This is a genomic window from Pseudomonas sp. JAI115, assembly GCF_014200835.1.
Classification (GTDB): Bacteria; Pseudomonadota; Gammaproteobacteria; order Pseudomonadales; family Pseudomonadaceae; genus Aquipseudomonas; species Aquipseudomonas putida_A.
Window position 1 is genome coordinate 541,109 of sequence record NZ_JACHCY010000004.1, and the last position, 19,161, is coordinate 560,269.

At 56.1% G+C, this 19,161-nt stretch carries 17 protein-coding genes and 3 pseudogenes; 7 read left to right on the forward strand and 13 right to left on the reverse strand.

Going from position 1 to position 19,161, the window contains the following annotated elements; all coding sequences use genetic code 11:
• Positions 1-11 precede the first annotated feature (11 nt).
• The 5 genes from HDC30_RS13230 (at position 12) to istB (ending at position 6,725) form a co-directional block, all read left to right on the forward strand.
• Positions 12-1,109 (forward strand): TniQ family protein, encoded by a 1,098-nt coding sequence (locus HDC30_RS13230; RefSeq protein WP_183783389.1) that lies wholly within the window; start codon positions 12-14, stop codon positions 1,107-1,109.
• Positions 1,109-2,869 (forward strand): TniQ family protein, encoded by a 1,761-nt coding sequence (locus HDC30_RS13235; RefSeq protein WP_183783391.1) that lies wholly within the window; start codon positions 1,109-1,111, stop codon positions 2,867-2,869. The genes HDC30_RS13230 and HDC30_RS13235 overlap by 1 nt, the downstream gene beginning before the upstream one ends.
• A 1,078-nt stretch (positions 2,870-3,947) precedes the next feature.
• Positions 3,948-4,199, forward strand: a complete 252-nt coding sequence (locus tag HDC30_RS29180) for a hypothetical protein (protein WP_260319915.1) — start codon at positions 3,948-3,950, stop codon at positions 4,197-4,199.
• Between the two features lie 230 nt (positions 4,200-4,429).
• Positions 4,430-5,929: an IS21 family transposase gene (gene istA / locus HDC30_RS13245; RefSeq protein WP_183783542.1), complete on the forward strand. Its 1,500-nt coding sequence runs from the start codon at positions 4,430-4,432 to the stop codon at positions 5,927-5,929.
• Positions 5,922-6,725, forward strand: coding sequence for an IS21-like element helper ATPase IstB (gene istB, locus HDC30_RS13250; protein WP_183783393.1), 804 nt, complete (start codon positions 5,922-5,924; stop codon positions 6,723-6,725). The genes istA and istB overlap by 8 nt, the downstream gene beginning before the upstream one ends.
• Before the next feature lie 168 nt (positions 6,726-6,893).
• Here the strand turns inward: istB and HDC30_RS13255 are convergent.
• From HDC30_RS13255 to HDC30_RS13265, 4 genes and pseudogenes are all read right to left on the reverse strand, one after another.
• A pseudogene (locus HDC30_RS13255) lies at positions 6,894-7,300 on the reverse strand (IS21 family transposase); the annotation flags it as partial.
• A gap of 258 nt (positions 7,301-7,558) precedes the next feature.
• The gene (locus HDC30_RS29185; RefSeq protein ID WP_260319916.1) at positions 7,559-7,780 is read right to left on the reverse strand and encodes a hypothetical protein; all 222 of its coding nucleotides are present in this window, start codon (positions 7,778-7,780) and stop codon (positions 7,559-7,561) included.
• Positions 7,781-8,066: 286 nt separating this feature from the next.
• A complete protein-coding gene (locus HDC30_RS13260; protein WP_183783395.1) occupies positions 8,067-8,354 on the reverse strand; it encodes a YciI family protein in 288 nt (95 codons plus the stop codon).
• 293 nt (positions 8,355-8,647) lie between these two features.
• Positions 8,648-8,893: a hypothetical protein gene (locus tag HDC30_RS13265; protein WP_183783547.1), complete on the reverse strand. Its 246-nt coding sequence runs from the start codon at positions 8,891-8,893 to the stop codon at positions 8,648-8,650.
• On the opposite strand from HDC30_RS13265, the gene HDC30_RS29485 reads away from it, so the two are divergent.
• Together HDC30_RS29485 and HDC30_RS13275 are read left to right on the forward strand one after the other, a co-directional pair.
• Positions 8,873-9,001, forward strand: a complete 129-nt coding sequence (locus HDC30_RS29485) for a hypothetical protein (RefSeq protein WP_409347908.1) — start codon at positions 8,873-8,875, stop codon at positions 8,999-9,001. The two genes, HDC30_RS13265 and HDC30_RS29485, sit on opposite strands and share 21 nt — an antisense overlap.
• Positions 8,976-9,696, forward strand: a pseudogene (locus HDC30_RS13275) (site-specific integrase); the annotation flags it as partial. The gene HDC30_RS29485 and the pseudogene HDC30_RS13275, both read left to right, overlap by 26 nt.
• A gap of 505 nt (positions 9,697-10,201) precedes the next feature.
• Here HDC30_RS13275 and HDC30_RS13280 read toward each other — a convergent pair.
• From HDC30_RS13280 to HDC30_RS13315, 9 genes and pseudogenes are all read right to left on the reverse strand, one after another.
• Positions 10,202-12,274, reverse strand: a complete 2,073-nt coding sequence (locus HDC30_RS13280; RefSeq protein WP_183783397.1) for a bifunctional diguanylate cyclase/phosphodiesterase — start codon at positions 12,272-12,274, stop codon at positions 10,202-10,204.
• The gene (locus HDC30_RS13285) at positions 12,271-12,546 is read right to left on the reverse strand and encodes a hypothetical protein (RefSeq protein WP_145318279.1); all 276 of its coding nucleotides are present in this window, start codon (positions 12,544-12,546) and stop codon (positions 12,271-12,273) included. The genes HDC30_RS13280 and HDC30_RS13285 overlap by 4 nt, the downstream gene beginning before the upstream one ends.
• A gap of 14 nt (positions 12,547-12,560) precedes the next feature.
• A complete protein-coding gene (locus HDC30_RS29490; RefSeq protein WP_371927874.1) occupies positions 12,561-13,424 on the reverse strand; it encodes a methyl-accepting chemotaxis protein in 864 nt (287 codons plus the stop codon).
• Positions 13,419-14,567, reverse strand: a pseudogene (locus tag HDC30_RS29495) (nitrate- and nitrite sensing domain-containing protein); the annotation flags it as partial. The pseudogene HDC30_RS29495 and the gene HDC30_RS29490, both read right to left, overlap by 6 nt.
• 93 nt (positions 14,568-14,660) lie before the next feature.
• Positions 14,661-15,542: a chemotaxis protein CheW gene (locus HDC30_RS13295; RefSeq protein ID WP_183783401.1), complete on the reverse strand. Its 882-nt coding sequence runs from the start codon at positions 15,540-15,542 to the stop codon at positions 14,661-14,663.
• A complete protein-coding gene (locus tag HDC30_RS13300) occupies positions 15,539-16,063 on the reverse strand; it encodes a chemotaxis protein CheW (protein WP_145318270.1) in 525 nt (174 codons plus the stop codon). The genes HDC30_RS13295 and HDC30_RS13300 overlap by 4 nt, the downstream gene beginning before the upstream one ends.
• A gap of 163 nt (positions 16,064-16,226) precedes the next feature.
• The gene (locus HDC30_RS13305; RefSeq protein WP_183783403.1) at positions 16,227-18,401 is read right to left on the reverse strand and encodes a chemotaxis protein CheA; all 2,175 of its coding nucleotides are present in this window, start codon (positions 18,399-18,401) and stop codon (positions 16,227-16,229) included.
• A gap of 28 nt (positions 18,402-18,429) precedes the next feature.
• Positions 18,430-18,723: a lipid asymmetry maintenance protein MlaB gene (locus tag HDC30_RS13310; RefSeq protein WP_183783405.1), complete on the reverse strand. Its 294-nt coding sequence runs from the start codon at positions 18,721-18,723 to the stop codon at positions 18,430-18,432.
• Positions 18,724-18,786: 63 nt separating this feature from the next.
• Complete coding sequence (locus tag HDC30_RS13315; RefSeq protein ID WP_183783407.1) at positions 18,787-19,155, reverse strand: response regulator; 369 nt, start codon at positions 19,153-19,155, stop codon at positions 18,787-18,789.
• Positions 19,156-19,161: the final 6 nt, after the last annotated feature.

Below are 19,161 nucleotides of genomic sequence, written 5' to 3' on the forward strand. Positions count from 1 at the left end.
TTGATAAAAATATGCAAAACGATATTTACGCCGATCTTTTAGCCTTGGAAGCATCTGTAATGGAGGCTCGTGCAGCTGAGTCGCGGATCAAAGCTAAGTCACGGATGCAGCGTGCGTTTGATCATCTGGCTGTGCCGCAGGTGGATTTACTATTGAAGAGCAATCTTCAGCCTTGGGAGGGGCTAGATAGCCTTTTGTTCCGCGTCGCGAAGCTCAATCACTTACTAGGTATATCGCAGCTTAAAATCGCATTGGATATGCCTAATGGTTCGTTCTATGGGCAGATAGAAAACAGAAATAGCCAGCTACAAAAGTGCACTGGCAGCACTGCCGAAGCTCTTCTTGAGTCGATGCCGGTTCAAGATGATGCTGGCATGGTGAGACTCGGAGGCCATGAATTCACAGCACGCACCGTATCGCTCAAAACTCAACGTATTTGCCCCTTGTGTATAAGGGCGTATGGATACGCACGTGTTTATTGGGCATTTGCTCCGCTAGCGGTGTGTGAAGAGCATGGCTGCTATTTGTGGGATCAGTGTCCAACATGCTATGCCTCGCTTGGCGACAACAGACCCGAGTTGGGCAGGTGTCGCTGTGGTACTCGATTTGACGATTTTCCATCTATGGCTGCGAGTGCCCTGGCTACCGCCCTTGCTTCCCTTATTGCCAGCTTGTATAAGCGCCACGAGACCCTTTCAGTGCGATCTGACGGTGGGCTTGATATTGATCGCTTAGCCTCTCTCGGGCTCAATGACCTGCTGAAGTTGATTATGTTTCTGGGGGCGATTTCCAGTGATCGAAAGGGCATGAGTCTGAGTTTGAATCGCCGTGTCGTTTCGATGGGACTGGTGCGTCAACAATTTGAGCGGGCAGCTACTGCATTATCTGACTGGCCAAACGGAATGTTCGCAATTCTGCGACGGGCCAGGGTTTTTACCTCATGGCAAGAGACGCATAATTCGGTCTACGGCAGTTTGGTTCACGTGCACGACCTAGCTATGGACAAGCTGGACCATTGCTCATTCAAACTGATCTCTGAGGGATTCAGCTCATTCCTCAGTACTCCCCAGGCATGGCGCGAAGATGAGTTTGAGGAGCCGCAGCGATAATGTTTGGACTGCTGGTCACCCCCAAGCCGTTAATGGATGAAAGTTTTTACGGTTATCTGTATCGCTTAGCTCATGCCAATGGTTTGGCCGGCCTGGAGGTAGTCGCCATGCATCGATCTTGCATGGCGGCGGACCAGAAAGAATGGGTAAAAATCCATTCTTCTTTGAGCTGGCTTTTATCCGTTGGGGAGCTTTTGCATCCAGCTACCGAAGCCATCAAAGCATGGTCCACGCAGCACAGGAAATGCTGCTCACAATGCTTGGAGGAGTCGCAGCATTGGCGTGATTTATGGGACCTCACCTTGGTGACGTGTTGCCCGGTCCATAAAAACAGCCTTCATGATCATTGCTCCGTGTGTGGAGCGCAATTCAAGCCCGGGGTCATGGCGACGTTCGAGTGTACCGAGTGCGGCACATCGCTTTCGTTTGGTGCCAGATCCATCAGAGCAGATCCCATGGCCTTGTGGGTAACTTGCGAATTTGAACGCCGCTTAAGACACGCGCCGACAAATTCAGATCCTCTGTCACATCTGACGATTACCGAATTTCACGAGCTTGCTAAGCGTTTTGGGGTTCGTGAATCTCATTCGGTATTAGATAAACCATTGAAACTGGCTGGAGCCGGCGCTTTGGCGGTTGCCATTCCCCTGGCGACCGCTGCCGGCCAGATTCTAAAAGACTGGCCACATGGTTTCTGGGCTTTTCTGGATAAGCTCGCTATCACCCGGCAAGCAGTGCCAGCCTGGAAGCTTGGAAGTGTATTTGGGCAAACGTATAAAGATATTCACGGCGGCTTGAAGGGGGCCGCTTTTCAATTCGTCCGAGATGCGTTTGGACGCTACGTCGAACGTCGGTGGGAGGGCCCGTTGGCGCGGCGAAATCGCTATCTTTGCTTGGACACCATCACGAGTCATCGCTGGGTTTCAAGTCAGGCGGCTGCCAAAAAGGTAAATGTCCCATCCGCTTTACTACATCGCATGGTTGCCAATGGTGAACTACCTCATCGTGAAATGAAGTATCCATCCGGTCGCACCGGCTTGGTGGTGGATTATTTAGAACTTACGGTGCGTGTGGAACAGCTCAAACATGCGGTAAGCCTAGAGGAAGCTGCTAGTTGTTTAAGTATCACCAAGCCACGTGTCCGTCAGTTGCTAGGTGCGGGCTTGCTGCGACCTTTAGGCGGAAAACCATCGCCGGGGGAGCGATGGTGGATAGACGGCTCGTCGCTGAGTCACTTGGGAACGGCCATTCCTTGCCCTCCCATAAAAGATGGGCTGATCTCAATCACGCAGCTTGCTAAGCTTGAACTGCCGACCAAAGGAAGTTTCGTCGAACTTATCGCTTCTATTCAGAGAGGTGAGATTCCTGCATACATAGTAAATCCTGATGACGATATTGCGCTTGGAAAATGGCTTGTTCCTCGGTGCCGCATTACCTCGATACATCGCAGTGGCCCGAACCTCAGCGTCGTGGAGGCTGCTTTTTTACTCGGGGTCAAACAGGAGGTCGCCTACGCCCTTATTCGCAGCGGGCTACTTACGAGTTGCCCGATTCGGACTGGTCGTAGAACAGCACATTGTGTTCCTCAAGAAGCGATTAAGGCGTTCAACCAATCGTTTGTTCTCAGTCCTGAGTTGGCGAAAATCAATAAGACATCCTTGAAATTGATCCCCTCCCTTATGCGTGAGCAAGGAGTTCTGCCCGTTGCTGGTCCGGGAGTTGTGGGAGGCAACTGCCGGCAATATGTTTGGCGTAGGTAAGCTGATGCAAATGGGCCAACGTCGTCCCAGCGGCCAGATTGTCAAGCAGCGCATTGCAGGGCTGGCATTTGGAAGCAAGATTTAGAAGGGAATGTAAACTGCTTTTTTGATCTGTAAGTTAACGAAGTTAACAGAGAGAAAAAGTGGCTTACAGCAAACCGGGAATCACGCGTACGGCGTTTGTCCGCAGTGGAAAAACGTTTTCACAGCCAGATATACGTCGTCAACCTGCTATCTCTTCCCTGCGTCGGGGAAGCGAACCAGTGCTGCGGCTGCTGAGCGTGGGATCTCCCTTCCCTTATCACCAATGCTTTTCGGGGGGCGGGAGACGCTGCCAATCTAGATAGTCCGGATAGCTTAATGATCCAGCTTCAATCGTCACCTCGCAAGCCAGTGATCTCGAAGGTCGCTTCACAGGCCCCCAATAAAAGGTCTTGCGATCTTTATTGTTTGCAGGGGTACCTTTTTTTTTGGAGATCTTGAGTTTTGTGACAATCTTTATTTTTTATGGAGCCAGCTTCGTAATGACTCACGGGGCCCGGACTACGCTGGGCACTGTGAAAATCTTTTTCTTAGATCACAAATTCCGCTGCTTGCACTAAATAACGGTTATCACGACGGCGACGTCCCTCCCAGCATGGCAGCCGCTGCACCGAAAATGTTTGAAAATGCATGCAGTTCGAGTGCATTCGTAAATGCGGCTCTGTATCGTAATTGGATCGCCCTCCACAACGGTAGGCGTGATCAATCAAATAGGGATATTGCAAATATGCAGAAGGCTTTTCGTTTCGCTGCGGTCTTGGCTTTCGCCGCAGTAGCTGGTTGTGCAAGTCAACACACTGCACCGAAGGACTCTGTGTTAGTGAGTGTGTCGGCATTTGGGCCTGATAATTCTGGCCAACATAAGCATGGGGTCGGGGCACGGTTCGATGTCCGTGAAGGCGGAGGTGAGACACCGCTGGCCTACCCTCCGATGGATCTCCGAGAGTGTAACTCTTCCAACACCGCGTGTGCACTCGGGTATGGGGCTATCAATGGCACTGCTGAGGTCGTCTCCACGAGCGAAACAGGCGCGGTTGTGGCGCTCAACCTCAAGTACCAAGTGGGGCGCAGCTACTCATTCAGCGCGAACGGCCAGCAGTTAAAGCATGAGCTCTCACCAGACGTTAAGGCATTGCAGGACAGCCAGGTCATCTCGAAGCATATCGAGTTGGCTTATGGAAAGGTTGTAGGTGTGCCGCTTCATTACGGTGTGGAAGTGGCTTTGTGCGCCCAAAAACTGGCTCCTGGTGAAATCCTCCCAGACCGGAGCGTCTGCCAACAGGATTAAGGCGATTTAGCCTTCTTCAAAGTTGCACCGGTAAAGCGTTCAAGACTGTCTCTGTCAGCCTCCTCGGGCATGAACGCTTTCCGTCGCAGCTCTTTGGCAGCTCAGGCTTTTGGGGTGTTGCCGCTGAGCGAAAACTGACCCAGTAAAGGCTGTTCTGCCGACTGAAAACTGACCCAGGTGTTCAACTGCTTCTGCTCACTTTTCGAGCAGGAGAACACAGGGTGATCAGCATGGAAATGTTGGGAAAAATCCGGCGGATGTACTTCCGCGACAAGCTCTCGCTGCATCAGATAGCCAAGCGTACCGGACTGTCGAGAAATACCATTCGAAAATGGGTCAGAGCACCCGAAGCCACCCAGCCAGCGTACCAACGGTGCGCAACCTTCAACAAACTCAGTCCATTTCACGAGACGCTGGAGCAGGCGCTCAAGGCCGATTCGTTTCGGGCAAAGCACAACCGCAGAAGTGCCAAAGCACTCTTCGAACAGATCAAGGCCGAGGGCTACGACGGCGGCTACAGTCAGCTCACCGCCTTCATACGCTCGTGGCGCGGCGAGCAAGGCAAGTCTTTACGGGCCTTTGTGCCGCTGACCTTTGCACTCGGGGAGGCCTTTCAATTCGACTGGAGCGAAGAAGGTCTGCTGATCGGCGGCCTATTCCGACGCATCCAGGTCTCCCATACGAAGCTGTGCGCCAGTCGCGCATTTTGGTTGGTTGCGTATCCCAGCCAAGGCCACGAGATGTTGTTCGATGCCCATACCCGCTCGTTTGGCGCGTTAGGTGGGGTGCCGCGTCGCGGCATCTACGACAACATGAAGACCGCTGTCGACAAGGTCAACAAGGGCAAAGGCCGCACGGTCAATGCCCGGTTTTCCGTGATGTGCGCGCACTATTTATTTGATCCGGACTTCTGCAACGTGGCCTCCGGCTGGGAAAAAGGCATCGTTGAAAAGAACGTCCAAGACAGCCGACGGCGCATCTGGCTCGATGCTCAAAACTGCATGTTCCATACCTTCGAGGAACTGAATGCCTGGCTCGGCCAACGCTGCCGTGCGCTCTGGGACGAACTGGTGCACCCGCAGTACAACGGGCTGACAGTGGCGGACGTCCTGGAGCTGGAACGCGCCGAATTGATGCCGATGCCCACCGCCTTTGATGGCTACGTTGAGCGCACCGTACGGGTCTCCAGCACCTGCCTGATCAGCGTGGCGCGAAATCGCTACTCGGTGCCGTGTGAGCGGGTCGGTCAGTGGGTCAGCAGCCGCTTGTATCCCACGCGGGTGGTGGTGATCGCCGAAGAAACGATGATTGCCTGTCACGAGCGCCTGTTTGATCGAGATCAGGTCGGTTTTGACTGGCAGCATTACATCCCGCTCATCGAACGCAAGCCCGGTGCGCTGCGCAATGGCGCTCCGTTTGCCGATCTGCCGAAGCCGTTGCAACTACTAAAACGCGGTCTAAGGCGTCACACCAATGGTGATCGAGTCATGACGCAGGTACTGGCGGCGGTTCCCATCGCCGGGCTCGACGCCGTATTGCTGGCGGTGGAGTTGGTACTTGAATCAGGCAGCTTGAGTGCTGATCACATCCTGAATGTCCTGGCTCGACTGACATCGACAGCAGCCCCTCCGTCCGCCGAAACCAGCCTGCAACTCAAGATAGCGCCTGTCGCCAATACGGCGCGCTACGACCGGCTTCGTACCACCGATGAGGAGACTCGCAATGCGTGATCTTATGGCGGAACTCAAAGAACTGCGTCTGCATGGCATGGCCAGCGCCTGGGAAGAATTGGCCTCGCAAGGCGAGTCCTCAACGACCTCGTCGAAATGGCTGCTTGAGCATCTGCTCCAACAAGAACATGCGGATCGCGCGGTGCGCTCAGTGAACCACCAGATGAACATGGCCAAACTGCCCATGCATCGTGATTTGGCCGGCTTCGACTTCAGCGCTTCCAGCGCAGACGCCCGCCTGATCAAGGATCTGTCCAACCTCGAGTTCACCGATACCGCACAAAATGTCGTGTTCATCAGCGGGCCTGGCACAGGAAAAACACATCTCGCCACCGCCTTGGCTGTGTCCGGGATCACGACGCATCACAAACGCGTGCGCTTCTACTCCACGGTGGATCTGGTCAATTTACTGGAGCGCGAAAAGTACGACGGCAAGACAGGCCGAATCGCTCAAGGTCTGCTACGAACAGACCTGGTGATACTCGATGAGCTGGGGTATTTGCCCTTCAGCCAGAGCGGTGGCGCCCTGTTATTTCACCTGCTATCCAAGCTGTACGAACACACCAGCGTGGTGATCACCACCAACCTCAGCTTCTCGGAATGGTCGAGTGTGTTTGGCGACGCCAAGATGACCACGGCGTTGCTGGATCGGCTGACACATCACTGCCACATCGTCGAAACGGGCAACGAGTCCTACCGTCTGCAACACAGCAGCCTGGTCGCCCAGACCAAGATCAAATCACGTGAACGAAAGCGCAAAGACGATGATGGTGCCGAGGACGATGAGCTGTTTTGAACTGCACCGAAAATACCCTGCCGCATGCCCACATGCGGTGGGGCTAAATGCCCCTTCCATCGGGACACGACTGCTAAGCTTATCCACAATTGCTGATGCCAAAATCAGCAATCCGCCCTGGGTCAATTTTCAATCGGCAGGGTGGGTCAGTTTTCAATCAGCGCCGACAACGAACAGCTTTTCGCCGACGCGGTGCCCTTGACGCATGACTACGTCGATCTTGGCCGCCCAGAGGCGGTAGTGCTCGCAGAACCAGCTGTATTGGAAGCCTTGCGGGTGAGCGAGCCGATATTCCTGCCAAAGCAAAGCCAGCGTTACGCCGGGGCGGCGCAACTCGGCGTGGACATGAACCCAGTCCGGTACCGGACGTTGATCACTGGGGACAGCGGGCGGCAGCGGAAAAAGATGCCGTTGCAACTCGGCGTCAGTCAACGTAGAGGGCCAGGTAAGACCGCTGGCAGCAAAGCGATTGAGGTACTCACCGACGCTAGCTCGACCTACTTGCAAGCTGATAGCGACCTGGCGGGCAGATAGACCTCGAATTTGAGACGTAGCACTTCTCGAATCTTACGCATGGATAACCGCTCCACGACGACCTCTCTGCTTCGATAAAAGAGGTCGATGGTAGTGAATTAATTCTGCGCTGCTGCATGCCTTAAGGGTGGCCGGATGGCTGTGGAATGGGTGGCCGGATCACCGTGGAATCAGTGGCCGGATGTTCATGGAGTAAGTGGCCGGATGGCCGTGGAATCCGCAGCGGAGTGAGATTTTTTAGGTTTTGTTGCAAGGCTTGCGTCGGCTTGTTGAGCCCCCTAACGACCTCGCACAGGGATCTATGTAGGAGCCCTTGCGATCTCAGCGGCATGAGATTGAAGTCGGGCTTCATCACTTTGAAAGACTGTAATCATGCGATAAATGGCCTGAGCATCAGAGTCATTACCGGCCGAGCTCAATCGTTCGGCAATTCGCGTCAGTTCTACTGCAGGCCATTTAAGGTCCGAGGCCATGCCCTGAAGGTCACGCTTCAGACCTTGCCTAGGTTTGCTGAGCTCCATAACGCATTCCTGCAAATCCAAGAACAATTCAACTCTCTGCTGGAGGGAGTGATGGTCGTATCCTTCAGCAAAGCCTCGGCGGTGCGCCGCCGGCCAAGGTTTCTATTTTCTCACTGTCACCCTGATGGGATGAGAACGTGCGCGAAATATAGCAGGTTGTGAAGTCGTGTTAGATTCGACCCAACGCACGCGCTACGAAATATCGAAATTATCGACGATGGCGACCAAGGATCGATCACTCTAGCGGCTTGCCAGGTCAATGGGTCGCGAATTGGTGCCGAAGCTGCTACAAAATCCCGCTCAATGCGGGATGAGATTTAACCGGAACGAAATCAGTGACGCCATAAGCGGCTATACCGTTCTGATGGAACGGATCTCTTGCAAGTATCGCGTCCAATTCTGAGCGGCTGACCCTGCCGCTTACAATGATCACTCCACCGCTGCGTGGATTTTTGGGGCCGGACGCTAGAAACAACCCTTGAGTGTATTGCTCGTCAAGAAACTGACGATGTGACTCAAGATAAACTTCAATTACATCAATGGTTTTCAGATATGTTAGGTCTACGATGTACATTGCTTATCACGGCCTCTAGGGCAATTAGAAAGTCACCTTTGATCGTACTCAGCTGTTGCACTAAGCACATTGAGTGCAGCCTTGCACAGTGGATAGACCAACGCCTGCGGCCGGGAACCGCAGATGCCGCCCCATTATGCCCATAACACCTTGCATCATAAAGCAGGCGTCCACTTATGCGGCAGTAACTCGGCAATTTCAATAACGCGCTGCGTCGGCAGACGCGTGAGTACGTCCTTCCAAAGTAGATTTCTATCCTATGACCGCATTGTGCGCATTTGATGGGACTCACTTCACGAGCAAATTTTGAGCGGCGTTTGTGAAGCATGGCGATAGCGCAATATTGGACAAAGCTCATCCTCTCGAGCTATGGGAGGGTACAACCCGATCAGATTGGAGGAGCTGGTAGCGATACCGTACTCTTGGATCAGGCTGTCTGCCTTTTTACCCATTAAATAATGAGTATAGAACTCTTCAATACCAACGTGCCAAGCTTTACCGATCACATTTTTTCGCGGATGGGCCTGCGGGGTTTCCATTTCGCGCCGCGCATCCGTGACCTAGTTGACACGAGAGTCTATATTCCTAAGAGCTATACCACCGATAACGCGCTCAAGCCAGGAGCGAACCCGGATCCTCTCCTCTAGCGAACTTCAAGAACTACACCAACGCTTTCAAAAAATGACTGCGAACTATGCAGCACTACCTGCTGGCGAAAAGTACGATGGGATTCGCCCACTCAAACCAGAGTTCCAACTTGCACTTTGGATCTGTTTGGGAACGTTATGCAGGATCAGTGAACTGCTTCAGGCCGAATGGAAAAACGTAGATCTGGAAAATGGCGTCTGGTTTATTCCCGTGGCAAACGTCAAAAGCAGCAGGGGAAAGAAGCAGGACCACCACGTGTTCCTATCAGCGTTTGCGATCCATTATTTCAGCAACCTTCGGCTGCTTACAGAACACTCTCAATGTTGCTTTCCCGCAAAGCATCATGATGGGCATGTCGATCTCAAGGTCGTCAGCAAACAGGTGAGAGACCGCCAATCACGCTTCAAAAATCGCAAGCCGCTTTCCCGTCGCCGACATGATGACACCCTGGTGCTGTCCGGCGGTGCGAATGGGGAATGGACACCCCATGACTTGAGACGAACAGGAGCAACCATGATGCAAGCCTGGGGCATAAGCCTTGACGTGATAGACCGGTGCCAGAACCACGTGCTGGCAGGTTCTCGGGTCCGTCGTCACTACTTACACCATGATTATGCCCGAAGAGAAAAAAGAAGCCTGGCGCCTGCTGAGCGAGAAGCTCACTGAGATCATGATCGACCAGGATGGTTTGTAGGGACTTGAGACACAATAGAAGATCATCGCCTCCGCCATCTTTATACGACAAAGCCCATTTTTCAGGGCTTTGTCGTTTCTGGCTTTTGGCAAAAACCTCACAGCCCACACTCCAGCCCACACCTTGTATGAAGTCTTGCTTTTCTACCGGTGGCTTGTTTTTTGAAGGCCTATTGCCCGTACCTACACTCCTGAGACACGGGCTCCGAAGTGGTTCTCGTAGAGAGCGCCGGAATGGATGTAGGGATCGCGAATTCCCATCGACGCAGCCCAACAAATTACACAAACAAAAACGCCGCTTAGTAAGCGGTTTTTTGTGTATTTGGAGAGGGAACCGAGACTCGTATCTAGCGTCCGACCCATTGAAATCTAAGGGGTTTCTTTTCTTGCCGGAGCAGGAAAAGACCTAATTCTGGACTTTTTTTTGGGGAAGTATCAAGGGCAAGAAGGCGTGATTCCGAGCCGAGCTATTCCATCAGCGAGCGTACCTTGCCCGAACCAAAGGATCATTGACTGTCGACCTGGGTCCTCAACAAGTTTTCAAACGCCACCTGCGGCATGGGCTTACCATATAACCAACCCTGTGCGCTCTGACATCCATAACGCCGCAGGAACGCTTGTTGAGAGGCTTCTTCGACACCTTCGGCAACCAGCGTCAACCGCAGGCTGTGCGCCATGGAGATGATGGCCTTGACCAGTTCGGCGCTATCGCGATTGTGTTCGATGTCGTTGATAAAAGAGCGGTCGATTTTAAGCGTTTCGATGGGTAGGCGACTCAGGTAGCTGAGCGCCGAATAGCCGGTACCGAAATCGTCGATGGCGATCGTCAGTCCCAACGCGTTGAGCTGCTCGAGTGTCTCGCGCACGGCGACATTGTTATCCAGCAATAAACCTTCGGTAATCTCCAACTCCAGCCAGCCCGGCTCGCAGCCGGTGTCCCGTAGGATTGCGCAAATAGAGGTAAGCAAGTCGTTCATCTGGAATTGTCGCGGCGATAGATTGACGGCGATTCTAAGCGGTGGACTACGATTATCACGGTTCCAGTCGACAGCACGGCGGCAGGCATTTTCCAATACCCATTCGCCGATGCCGACGATCAATCCGGTTTCCTCGGCAATAGGAATAAAGGTGTCCGGAGCAATCAGCCCGTGTTGCGGATGTTGCCAGCGCAGCAAGGCTTCGGCACCGATCACGCGGCCACTGATCAGATTGATCTGCGGCTGGTAATGCAATACCAACTCACCATTGCTCTGCGCATGGCGCAAACTGGTCGCCAGGGCCAGCCGCTCCGTGGTTTTTTGGGTCATGTTCGGCGAATACAGTTGCACGTTGTTACGCCCATGGGACTTGGCACTGTACATAGCCGAGTCGGCGAACTGCACCAGCTCATCGATATTGTCGGCGCCCGTCGTACCATAGGCAATGCCAAGGCTGCCGGATACAAAGATTTCCCTGCCCTGAATCTGATAAACACCTGTAATGGACTTAAGAATCCCCCGCCCAATGTTTTCAAGCTCGAAGGGGGTATTGAGCTGGGAAGACAGAATCAGGGCGAACTCGTCGCCGCCCAGACGTGCCACGCTGTCATGCCCGCACACCGAGCGCCGCAAACGCCTGGCGGCTTCACACAGCAGCTCATCGCCCGCGCCATGACCCAAGGTATCGTTGACAACCTTGAAATTGTCGAGGTCAAGAATCGCGACCGCGACCTGACGCCCGTTGCGTTCGGCTTTCAGCAAGGCCTCCTGCAGACACTCTTTGAATCGTTCGCGGTTGGGTAGCCCCGTCAGTGCGTCATAGAACGCGAGCATGTGCAGCCGTTGCTGATAGCTCTTCAGCTTGCTGATGTCCTGAGCAGTCCCGAACATCCGCAAGGGCACGCCATCGGAGCCATATTCGATTGTCAGGCAGGTCTGCAAGTGCAGCTCTCGATCACCCACCGCTATGCAATATTCCAGCGCCAGAAATGCGCTGCGCTTTGAGAAGGCGTGGTACACGCTCTCCAGAACACGGGCACGGTCCTTAAGTATGAGCATGTCCAGGAGTTCTTGTTGGGTCGGCGCCCAATGCCGCGGTTTATCGACCATGCGACAGAGCTCCGCTGACAGCTGCAAGCCACCTCGCCGGAAATCCTGGTGCCAATGACCAAAGCGGGCCAGGGCCTCGGCCTGTTCGAGTCGCTGCTCGGCGGCTTTTAGAATTGAGATGTCCCGGCCCACGGCCAGGACACTGACCACGGCGGCGCAAGCATCTTTCTCCGGCAAGATACGAATATGGCTGGCGATCTGTGCGCCGTCCGCGCCGAACCAGGTCAGCTCATACTCGTCTGGCTGGCCGCTGTGTAAAACCCCGAATAATTTAGCCTCATAGGCGAGCATTTCGGGCGTTTCCCTTCCATGGCTGGGGCTCTTGCCGAGCAGCTTCACGGCAGGTGCCCCGGCCATGCGTGCGAACGCCGGGTTGAGGTAGGTTCGTAGGCCATTGTGGTCGTACCGCGCAATGGTATCCGGGGTGTTTTCGACCAGAGTTCGCAGTGTCTGCTCGTCGCTTGGCAATTGCCATTCTGAATGGTCAGTCATCGGCGGACGGCTTGGAACGAGTGGAAGAAATCGTTTGTTGCATGGTTCATGACCTTCGGCATCCGGTGATCGACGATCATCACCTTGAACGGCTTCATGCCCGTCTGCCCGCGGGTGTGTCCGCTGGGATTATGTGTTTGAGCGAAACGTGACCACTGAACGGGACGAAAATCAGCTGCAGAGGGCTCCAAGCCCTCAACTCGATAGCTTCGGGGGCCGACATACAGCGGCAGATATTTCATTGCACTGGAGCGTTTACCGAGCAGTCCCATGACGCGATGTCCCTTCAAACGATGAAATTTTTGACCACGGCGTTGAGCTCGTCGGCGAGCATCGCGAGTTCCCGACTGGAAGCGTGGGTCTGGTTCGCCGCACTTGACGTCTGTGCCGAGACATTCCGAATGTCAAGCAGATTGCTGTCCACCTCGCGGGCTACATGGGACTGCTCCTGGGTCGAGCTGGCGATGCTCACATTGCGCTCGTTGATTTGAGCGATGGCGACTGCAATCGCGCCGAGTGCGGCGCCCGCCTGGCGAGTCACTCCCAGCGTGTCCCGGGTCCTGCCATTGCTTTCGTGCATGGCGCCGAGGGCGTCCTGGCTGCCCTTGCGCACCGCGCCGATGATGCTTTCAATCTGCTGCGTCGACTCCTGGGTCCGCTGTGCCAACGCCCGCACTTCATCCGCGACCACGGCGAAGCCGCGGCCGCTTTCACCGGCCCTCGCCGCTTCGATCGCCGCGTTCAGGGCTAACATGTTGGTTTGCTCGGCGATGCCTCGAATGACATCCAGTACAGAGGTGATGCCGCCTATCTGTCCGTCCAGCACCTGGAGGGCGTCGGTGGTGTGTTCAATGTCACCGGTCAGCGATGTCATGGCATCGACTGCCCGACCGACACTATCCTGGCCCTGGCGGGAACTTTGGTCAGCTGATTGGGCCACCTCGGAAGCCGAGACGGCATTGCGCGCTACTTCCTCAATCGCCACGGTCAGTTCAGTGACGGCCGTCACGGCTTGATCCAGCTCGTTGTTCTGTCGCGTCAGGCCCCGGCTGGCCTCATCGGATACCGAATTCAGTTCGCCGGCCGTCGAAGCAAGACGTCCGGCGCAACCCACGATGTGCTGGACGGTGCTGCGCAATCCTTGCTGCATCTGATTCAATGCAGCCAGCAAGCGTGCCGGCTCATCCGCACCGGGCGAATCGATCGGATGGCTCAGGTCTCCTGCGGTAATGCGCTCCGCGGCCGTCAAGGCGACGGTCAGCTGCCGCAGAAGCCGAAGTACCATGGATGTCGCCAGCGCAGCGCCGACCAACAACATCACCAACAAACCGCCGGACATCAGCATGATGTCGTTTCGGGCGCTGTCACTTCGGGCTTCAAGCGCCTGCGCGAGAGCGTCCAACGCCGGCCGGTTGAAGGCAAACAACGCGTCGATGGTCCGTGTGTAGGTCGCCAGGTAGTCGGCGACCGGATAGTTGGGTTCATTGGCCGAAATCAGTTGGGTGTCGGTCAGTTTGAGGGCCTGCTCGACCTGCGGCCCCAGTGCCGCCAAAGGCCCCCCGAGCAATGCGCTGAATGACGGGCTGGCGCCATTGACCTTGGTGAATGCCCTTGTCAGCTTGTCGAAGCTGTTCGCTGCCTGGGTCGTCAAGCTGCTGAGGGTGGCACGTTGCTCGGGCTGGATTTGCCCTTGCGAGAGAAGCCCCGCCCCTGTCGTGCTCAGTTGTCCGAGCAGTTCGCTGGTCTGTGGCAGTTCGACCAAAGCACCGGTGATCAGGTAATAGGTTTCGAAGATCGGATCCAGTGATAGCTCGAAGTGGTCGAGCAGCGAGTCCTCCAGTTGGAGGCAGGTCGCGACCAACTGGGCATGCAAGGTCTGGCTTTGAGCACCGTTGATCGCACCTTGGGATATCTGGCTGGCCAATTCACTCCATTGCCGGTGAGCCTTGCGCAGGGCATCCAGCAGGCCGGAAGGAACCTGAGATTCACTCAATTCACGTTCGGTCAATGCAAAAGCCTGCTCAACTTCGGCATGCTTTTTCTGCCTTGTTTCAACCAATGCCCGACTGCCGCCCAGCACCGCGGATGAAAGGCTGCTGTGTTGTTGCGTCAGTTGAATCAGGTGCAGCAGTTCCTGCACCGGTTGCATGCCGAGAGACTCTTGCACAGCTTGGCGACTCTGACCCATGGCGCCAAGGACGAATAGCGAGGTAGGCGCGGCGACCAGCGCCAGGCACAGCACTGCCAAGAATGAAAACTTGCCCGGCAAGGACAATCGATCAAGCATGTTCATGTACGGGCTCTCGGGGGTCAGGAAAAATCGGCAACCCAGTCCATGGGCGTAACATCATGTCGGCAAGCAGTCCTGTACTACGGATCAGCTCAGCTAACGTACGGCGTTGGATTGGCTCGTCGCGGCCCCAGGCCGTACGACCAGTAACATCGTCCTCTGGTCACTGACCGTGACGGGGGCGAAGGCGAAGTCAACGCCAACCCGGCTGTCGAAGCTTGTGGTCGGGTCGATCTGGATCGAAGGGATCTGCAGTATTGCGCCGACCCCATCGGCCAGTACCCCGACTCTTTGCAACTGATCGCCTACGGGCACTTCCAGGATGGCAATTTTCGTAAACTCCCCGATCATGGTGGGCTGTCCATGCACCTGGCTACCCAGGTCGACCACCGGCACCAGGGCACCGTCCATTACGATTGCCCTGCGAACCGGCCCCGACATGCCAGCCCCGCCAATGAGACGAGCGCCCTGGATCACGGAATGGACATTGCTCATGCACACCGCGAACGCTGCGCCGCCGAGCATGAAAGAGAGATAAAGCCTGTTGGGGGGAACCTGATCGGCAACCCGACGGGGCGCAACGGCCGATCGGCTGAGCGTTTCTCGCTTTTCAAGCATGTGTTCGGTCAAATCCGCCAGATAAAGCAATTTGTCCGCGAGTTGAGCAGCACTCATCCCTCTCGTCGCCAATGGCGGCGTCTGCTGCGTGACGGCGCGACTCGCTTGATCGCCGATCGGGTCCTTGCCCATCACCGTCAGCCTGGCATTGCCCCGCGTACTGAGGTCGCCCCGTAGTTCGGCGTTCCCCGGGAGCCGCGCCAGTTCATCGAGCCCACTTCCGGCAAACGGTTCGATCGGCGTATGAGTCTGCGGGGCGGGGCGCGGGTAGCCTCGGTAGTAAATAATCAGGGCGACAAGCATCAGCCCCACCGGGACCATGGCCAGGCACAGCCAGAGAATCAAGTCACGGCCAGTCATGTATTGACCGCTCGATCATCGTCCGTACCGTGGAGCACCGCGAGTTCTTCCACCGACAGCACTCGCCCAATGTCCAGGAGAATGACAAACCGCCCACCGACGTTGCCCATCCCCTGGATGAAGTCGGAGCGAATATGCGCGCCGAAGGCCGGCGGCGGTTCGATGTCCGCCGAGGCGATTTCCAGCACCTCATTCACCGCGTCGACCAGTACACCGATCACTTGGTGTTCACCGACATGGACCACTTCGAGAATGACGATGCAGGTACGTCGGCCAACCTCGGTTTGCTGCCCACCGAAGCGAGCGCCCAGGTCGATGACCGGCACCACCGCCCCTCGCAGATTGATGACCCCGCGGATACTGGGTGGCATCATCGGAACGCCGGTGAGCCGGCCATGCTCGATGATTTCCATGACGCTGAGGGTGCCAACGGCAAACTGCTCATCGCCGAGGGTGAACGTCAGGTACTGCCGGGCCTGCGGCGCGGCGTCAGGGTTTTGAATTTTTATCGACTGGCCCATGCCATCATTCCTCAAAACGCGCGAAGCCGGCGGGCACGGCCTGGCCATGAGGGCGAGTCTGCCCGTTGAACGCCAGTGGCATCACCATGTTGAAAAAATACCGATCATTGGATTTTTCTTCTTTCAGGTTGAGATGGATTTGGGCACGGAGGATGAGTCGCTATCATCTCTGCGCGGCCTGTGCGCGTTGTTTCGTCCCCGCGATTCGCTTGATCAACCCAGAAACGTCCAGAATCAACGCCACTTCGCCGTTGCCCAGGATGGTGAAGCCGCCCATGCCATCCAGTTGGCCAAAGAGCTTGCCCAGCGGTTTGATCACGGTCTGGAACTCGCCCAATAGACGATCCACCACGAACCCCGCACGCTGCCCGGCGAATTGCACCACCACCACGTTTTCCCTGCGCGGGGGCTTGCCCTCGACATCGAAAAGCTCGCGTAGACGGATGAAAGGCAACACCTCCCCGCGCAGATTGAGATAGTGGAGCCCGTCATTCGCCGGCAGCTCGATGCACTCCACAACCATGTCCTGTGGGATCACATAGCTGGCGCTGCCGACGCCGACCATGAAACCGTCGATGATCGCCAGCGTCAGTGGCAGGCGAATCCGCAGCGTGGTGCCCTGTCCCTCGACGCTGTCAAGCTCGAGGCTACCGCGCAACGCGGTGATGTTGCGCTTGACCACGTCCATGCCGACGCCGCGCCCGGAGAGGTTGCTGATCTGCTCGGCGGTGGAAAAGCCCGGCTCGAAAATCAGGTTGAAGATGTCGTTTTCCGCCAGATGTTGCCCTTCGCCTACCAGCCCGCGCTCGATGGCCTTGCGTAGGATTTTTTCCTTGTGCAAGCCACCACCGTCGTCGGCGACCTCAATGACGATACTTCCGGCATCGTGATAGGCGTTGAGGCGCAACGTGCCATGGGCCAGCTTGCCCTGGGCCAAGCGCACATCGGCAGGCTCGATGCCATGGTCCATGGCATTGCGCACCAGATGAGTGAGGGGATCGCCGATTCGCTCCACCAGGGTCTTGTCCAGTTCAGTCTCGCCGCCGCTGATTTCCAGGCGAATATCCTTGCCCATCTCTCTGGATACATCGCGGACCACCCGTTGGAAACGGTTGAAGGTCGAGCCGATCTGCACCATGCGCAGTGTCAGTGCCGAATCGCGTACTTCTTCCACCAGACGCGCCAGGATCGCCGTGGCTTCCATCAGCTCACTGGCGCCGGTGTTCCTGGCAGCGAGGTTGGCGCCCGCGCCGGCGATGATTAATTCGCCGATCAGGTTGATCAATTGATCGAGCTTGCTGGCATCGACGCGGATCAGACTGTTCTCGCTCCTGCGGCTGTCCTGGACCTGCTGCGGTGCATTCGATACAGGATCGCGGGGTATCGCAGCGGTGATCGGATGCTCGACCGGTACCGGATCGATCGCCAACGCCGGAGGCTGCCGTGGCGGCTGTTCGAGTAGCCCTGCGTCTGTAGCGGCAGTGAGCTCGCAACAACGGATGAAAATAATTTCAGCCAGGCGCTGACGCTCCTCCGGCAGTTCCCGAACCATCTGACGGTATTCATCGGTCTTGCAGTGCGGCGACAGAATATGCACCTGACTATCGTCGCGAATGAACTCGAATACATTCTCGAGGGTGGCTTGATCAACATCGCCGTGAAAGCCGATCTCGAAGCCCAGGTAGCAACTCTCCGGCTCCATTCGTGCCGCCTGGGGCAGATGATCGCTGAGGGTGACGATGTTACAGATTCGCCCCAGCGTGGCCAGGTAACGGATGAACGCCAGGGGGTCCATGCCGTTGCGCAGCAGGTCAAGACTAAAACGCAAGGAAATGTGCCAATGGTCGGCATTGCTGGGATCACTGACGCTTTCGATGCCGGGATCATGTTCGGTCGACGACGCACTGTCCCGCTGGGTGCCGAGGCCTGGCGTCGATTCAGATTCGTCGCCCAGAAATCCACGCAGCACACTGAGCAGGTTGGCGCCGTTGTCACGAACGGTCTGCGGCGCGGGCTCGTTGCCGTCCGCCGCCAGCCTTACCAATACGCCAATGTGATCGCAGGCCTGCAAGAACAGCGCGGTCAACTGCGCGTTGAATTGCAACTGCCGGTCACGAACACGGTCCAGCACACTCTCTGCCACATGGGTGAAGGAAACGATGTCATCCAGACCAAACAGGCCTGCCGAACCTTTGATGGTATGGGCGGCGCGAAAGATCGCGTTGATCGTGTCGGGGTCGTCCGCTGCCGACTCGATCCGCAACAAGGCTTCTTCCATCTCTTGCAGCAGCTCCAGGCTTTCGACGATGAAGGTCTGCTGTGCGTCGTCCAGGTTCATGAGCATTGCCTTTTCACCACCGATTGGATTACAACGGGACAGGGTCACCGAACATGACAGCCAGATCGCATAGCGCAAACACCTCCAATACCGCTGGGCTGTGATTGGCCAAGCGCAATTGTTGGTTGCGCAAGCTCGTTTCCTTCTTCGCCATGATCAGCAGTTGCAACCCGGCAGTATCCAGTTCCTGAACCCCGCCCAAGTCCAGTTCGAGGTCATCACCTTGGGCGATCAGATCGCCCAGGCGTTTTTTCCATTCAGCCGCGGTGTAGATGTTCAGCTCGCCCTCAATGCAGAGGCGCTGATGAGCGTTGGGATACATGGTTTGGACTCTCTTCAACCGATGGCGGCATATCGCGTGCGGTATGGATAGGATTGCGAAATTTCAGGGCAGAACGAGTTTGGACACCGCCGTGAGCATCTGTGCCGGATGAAAGGGTTTGACCACCCACGCCCTGGCCCCGGCCGCCTGGCCTTCCTGTTTCCTGGCATCGCTCACTTCGGTGGTGAGCATGATGACCGGGGTGAATTTGTAGGCCGGCAATTGCTTGGCCGCCCGAACGAATGAAAGGCCGTCCATGTTCGGCATGTTCACGTCACTGATGATCAGGTGCAGCTTTCGGCCGTCGAGCTTGCTCAGGGCATCTTTGCCGTCGCAGGCTTCAACGGTGTCGTAACCGGCGCTTTTCAAGGCGATGCTGACAACCTGGCGCAGGGACGCCGAGTCGTCGACGATCAAGATGGTCTTGGCCATTGAGGG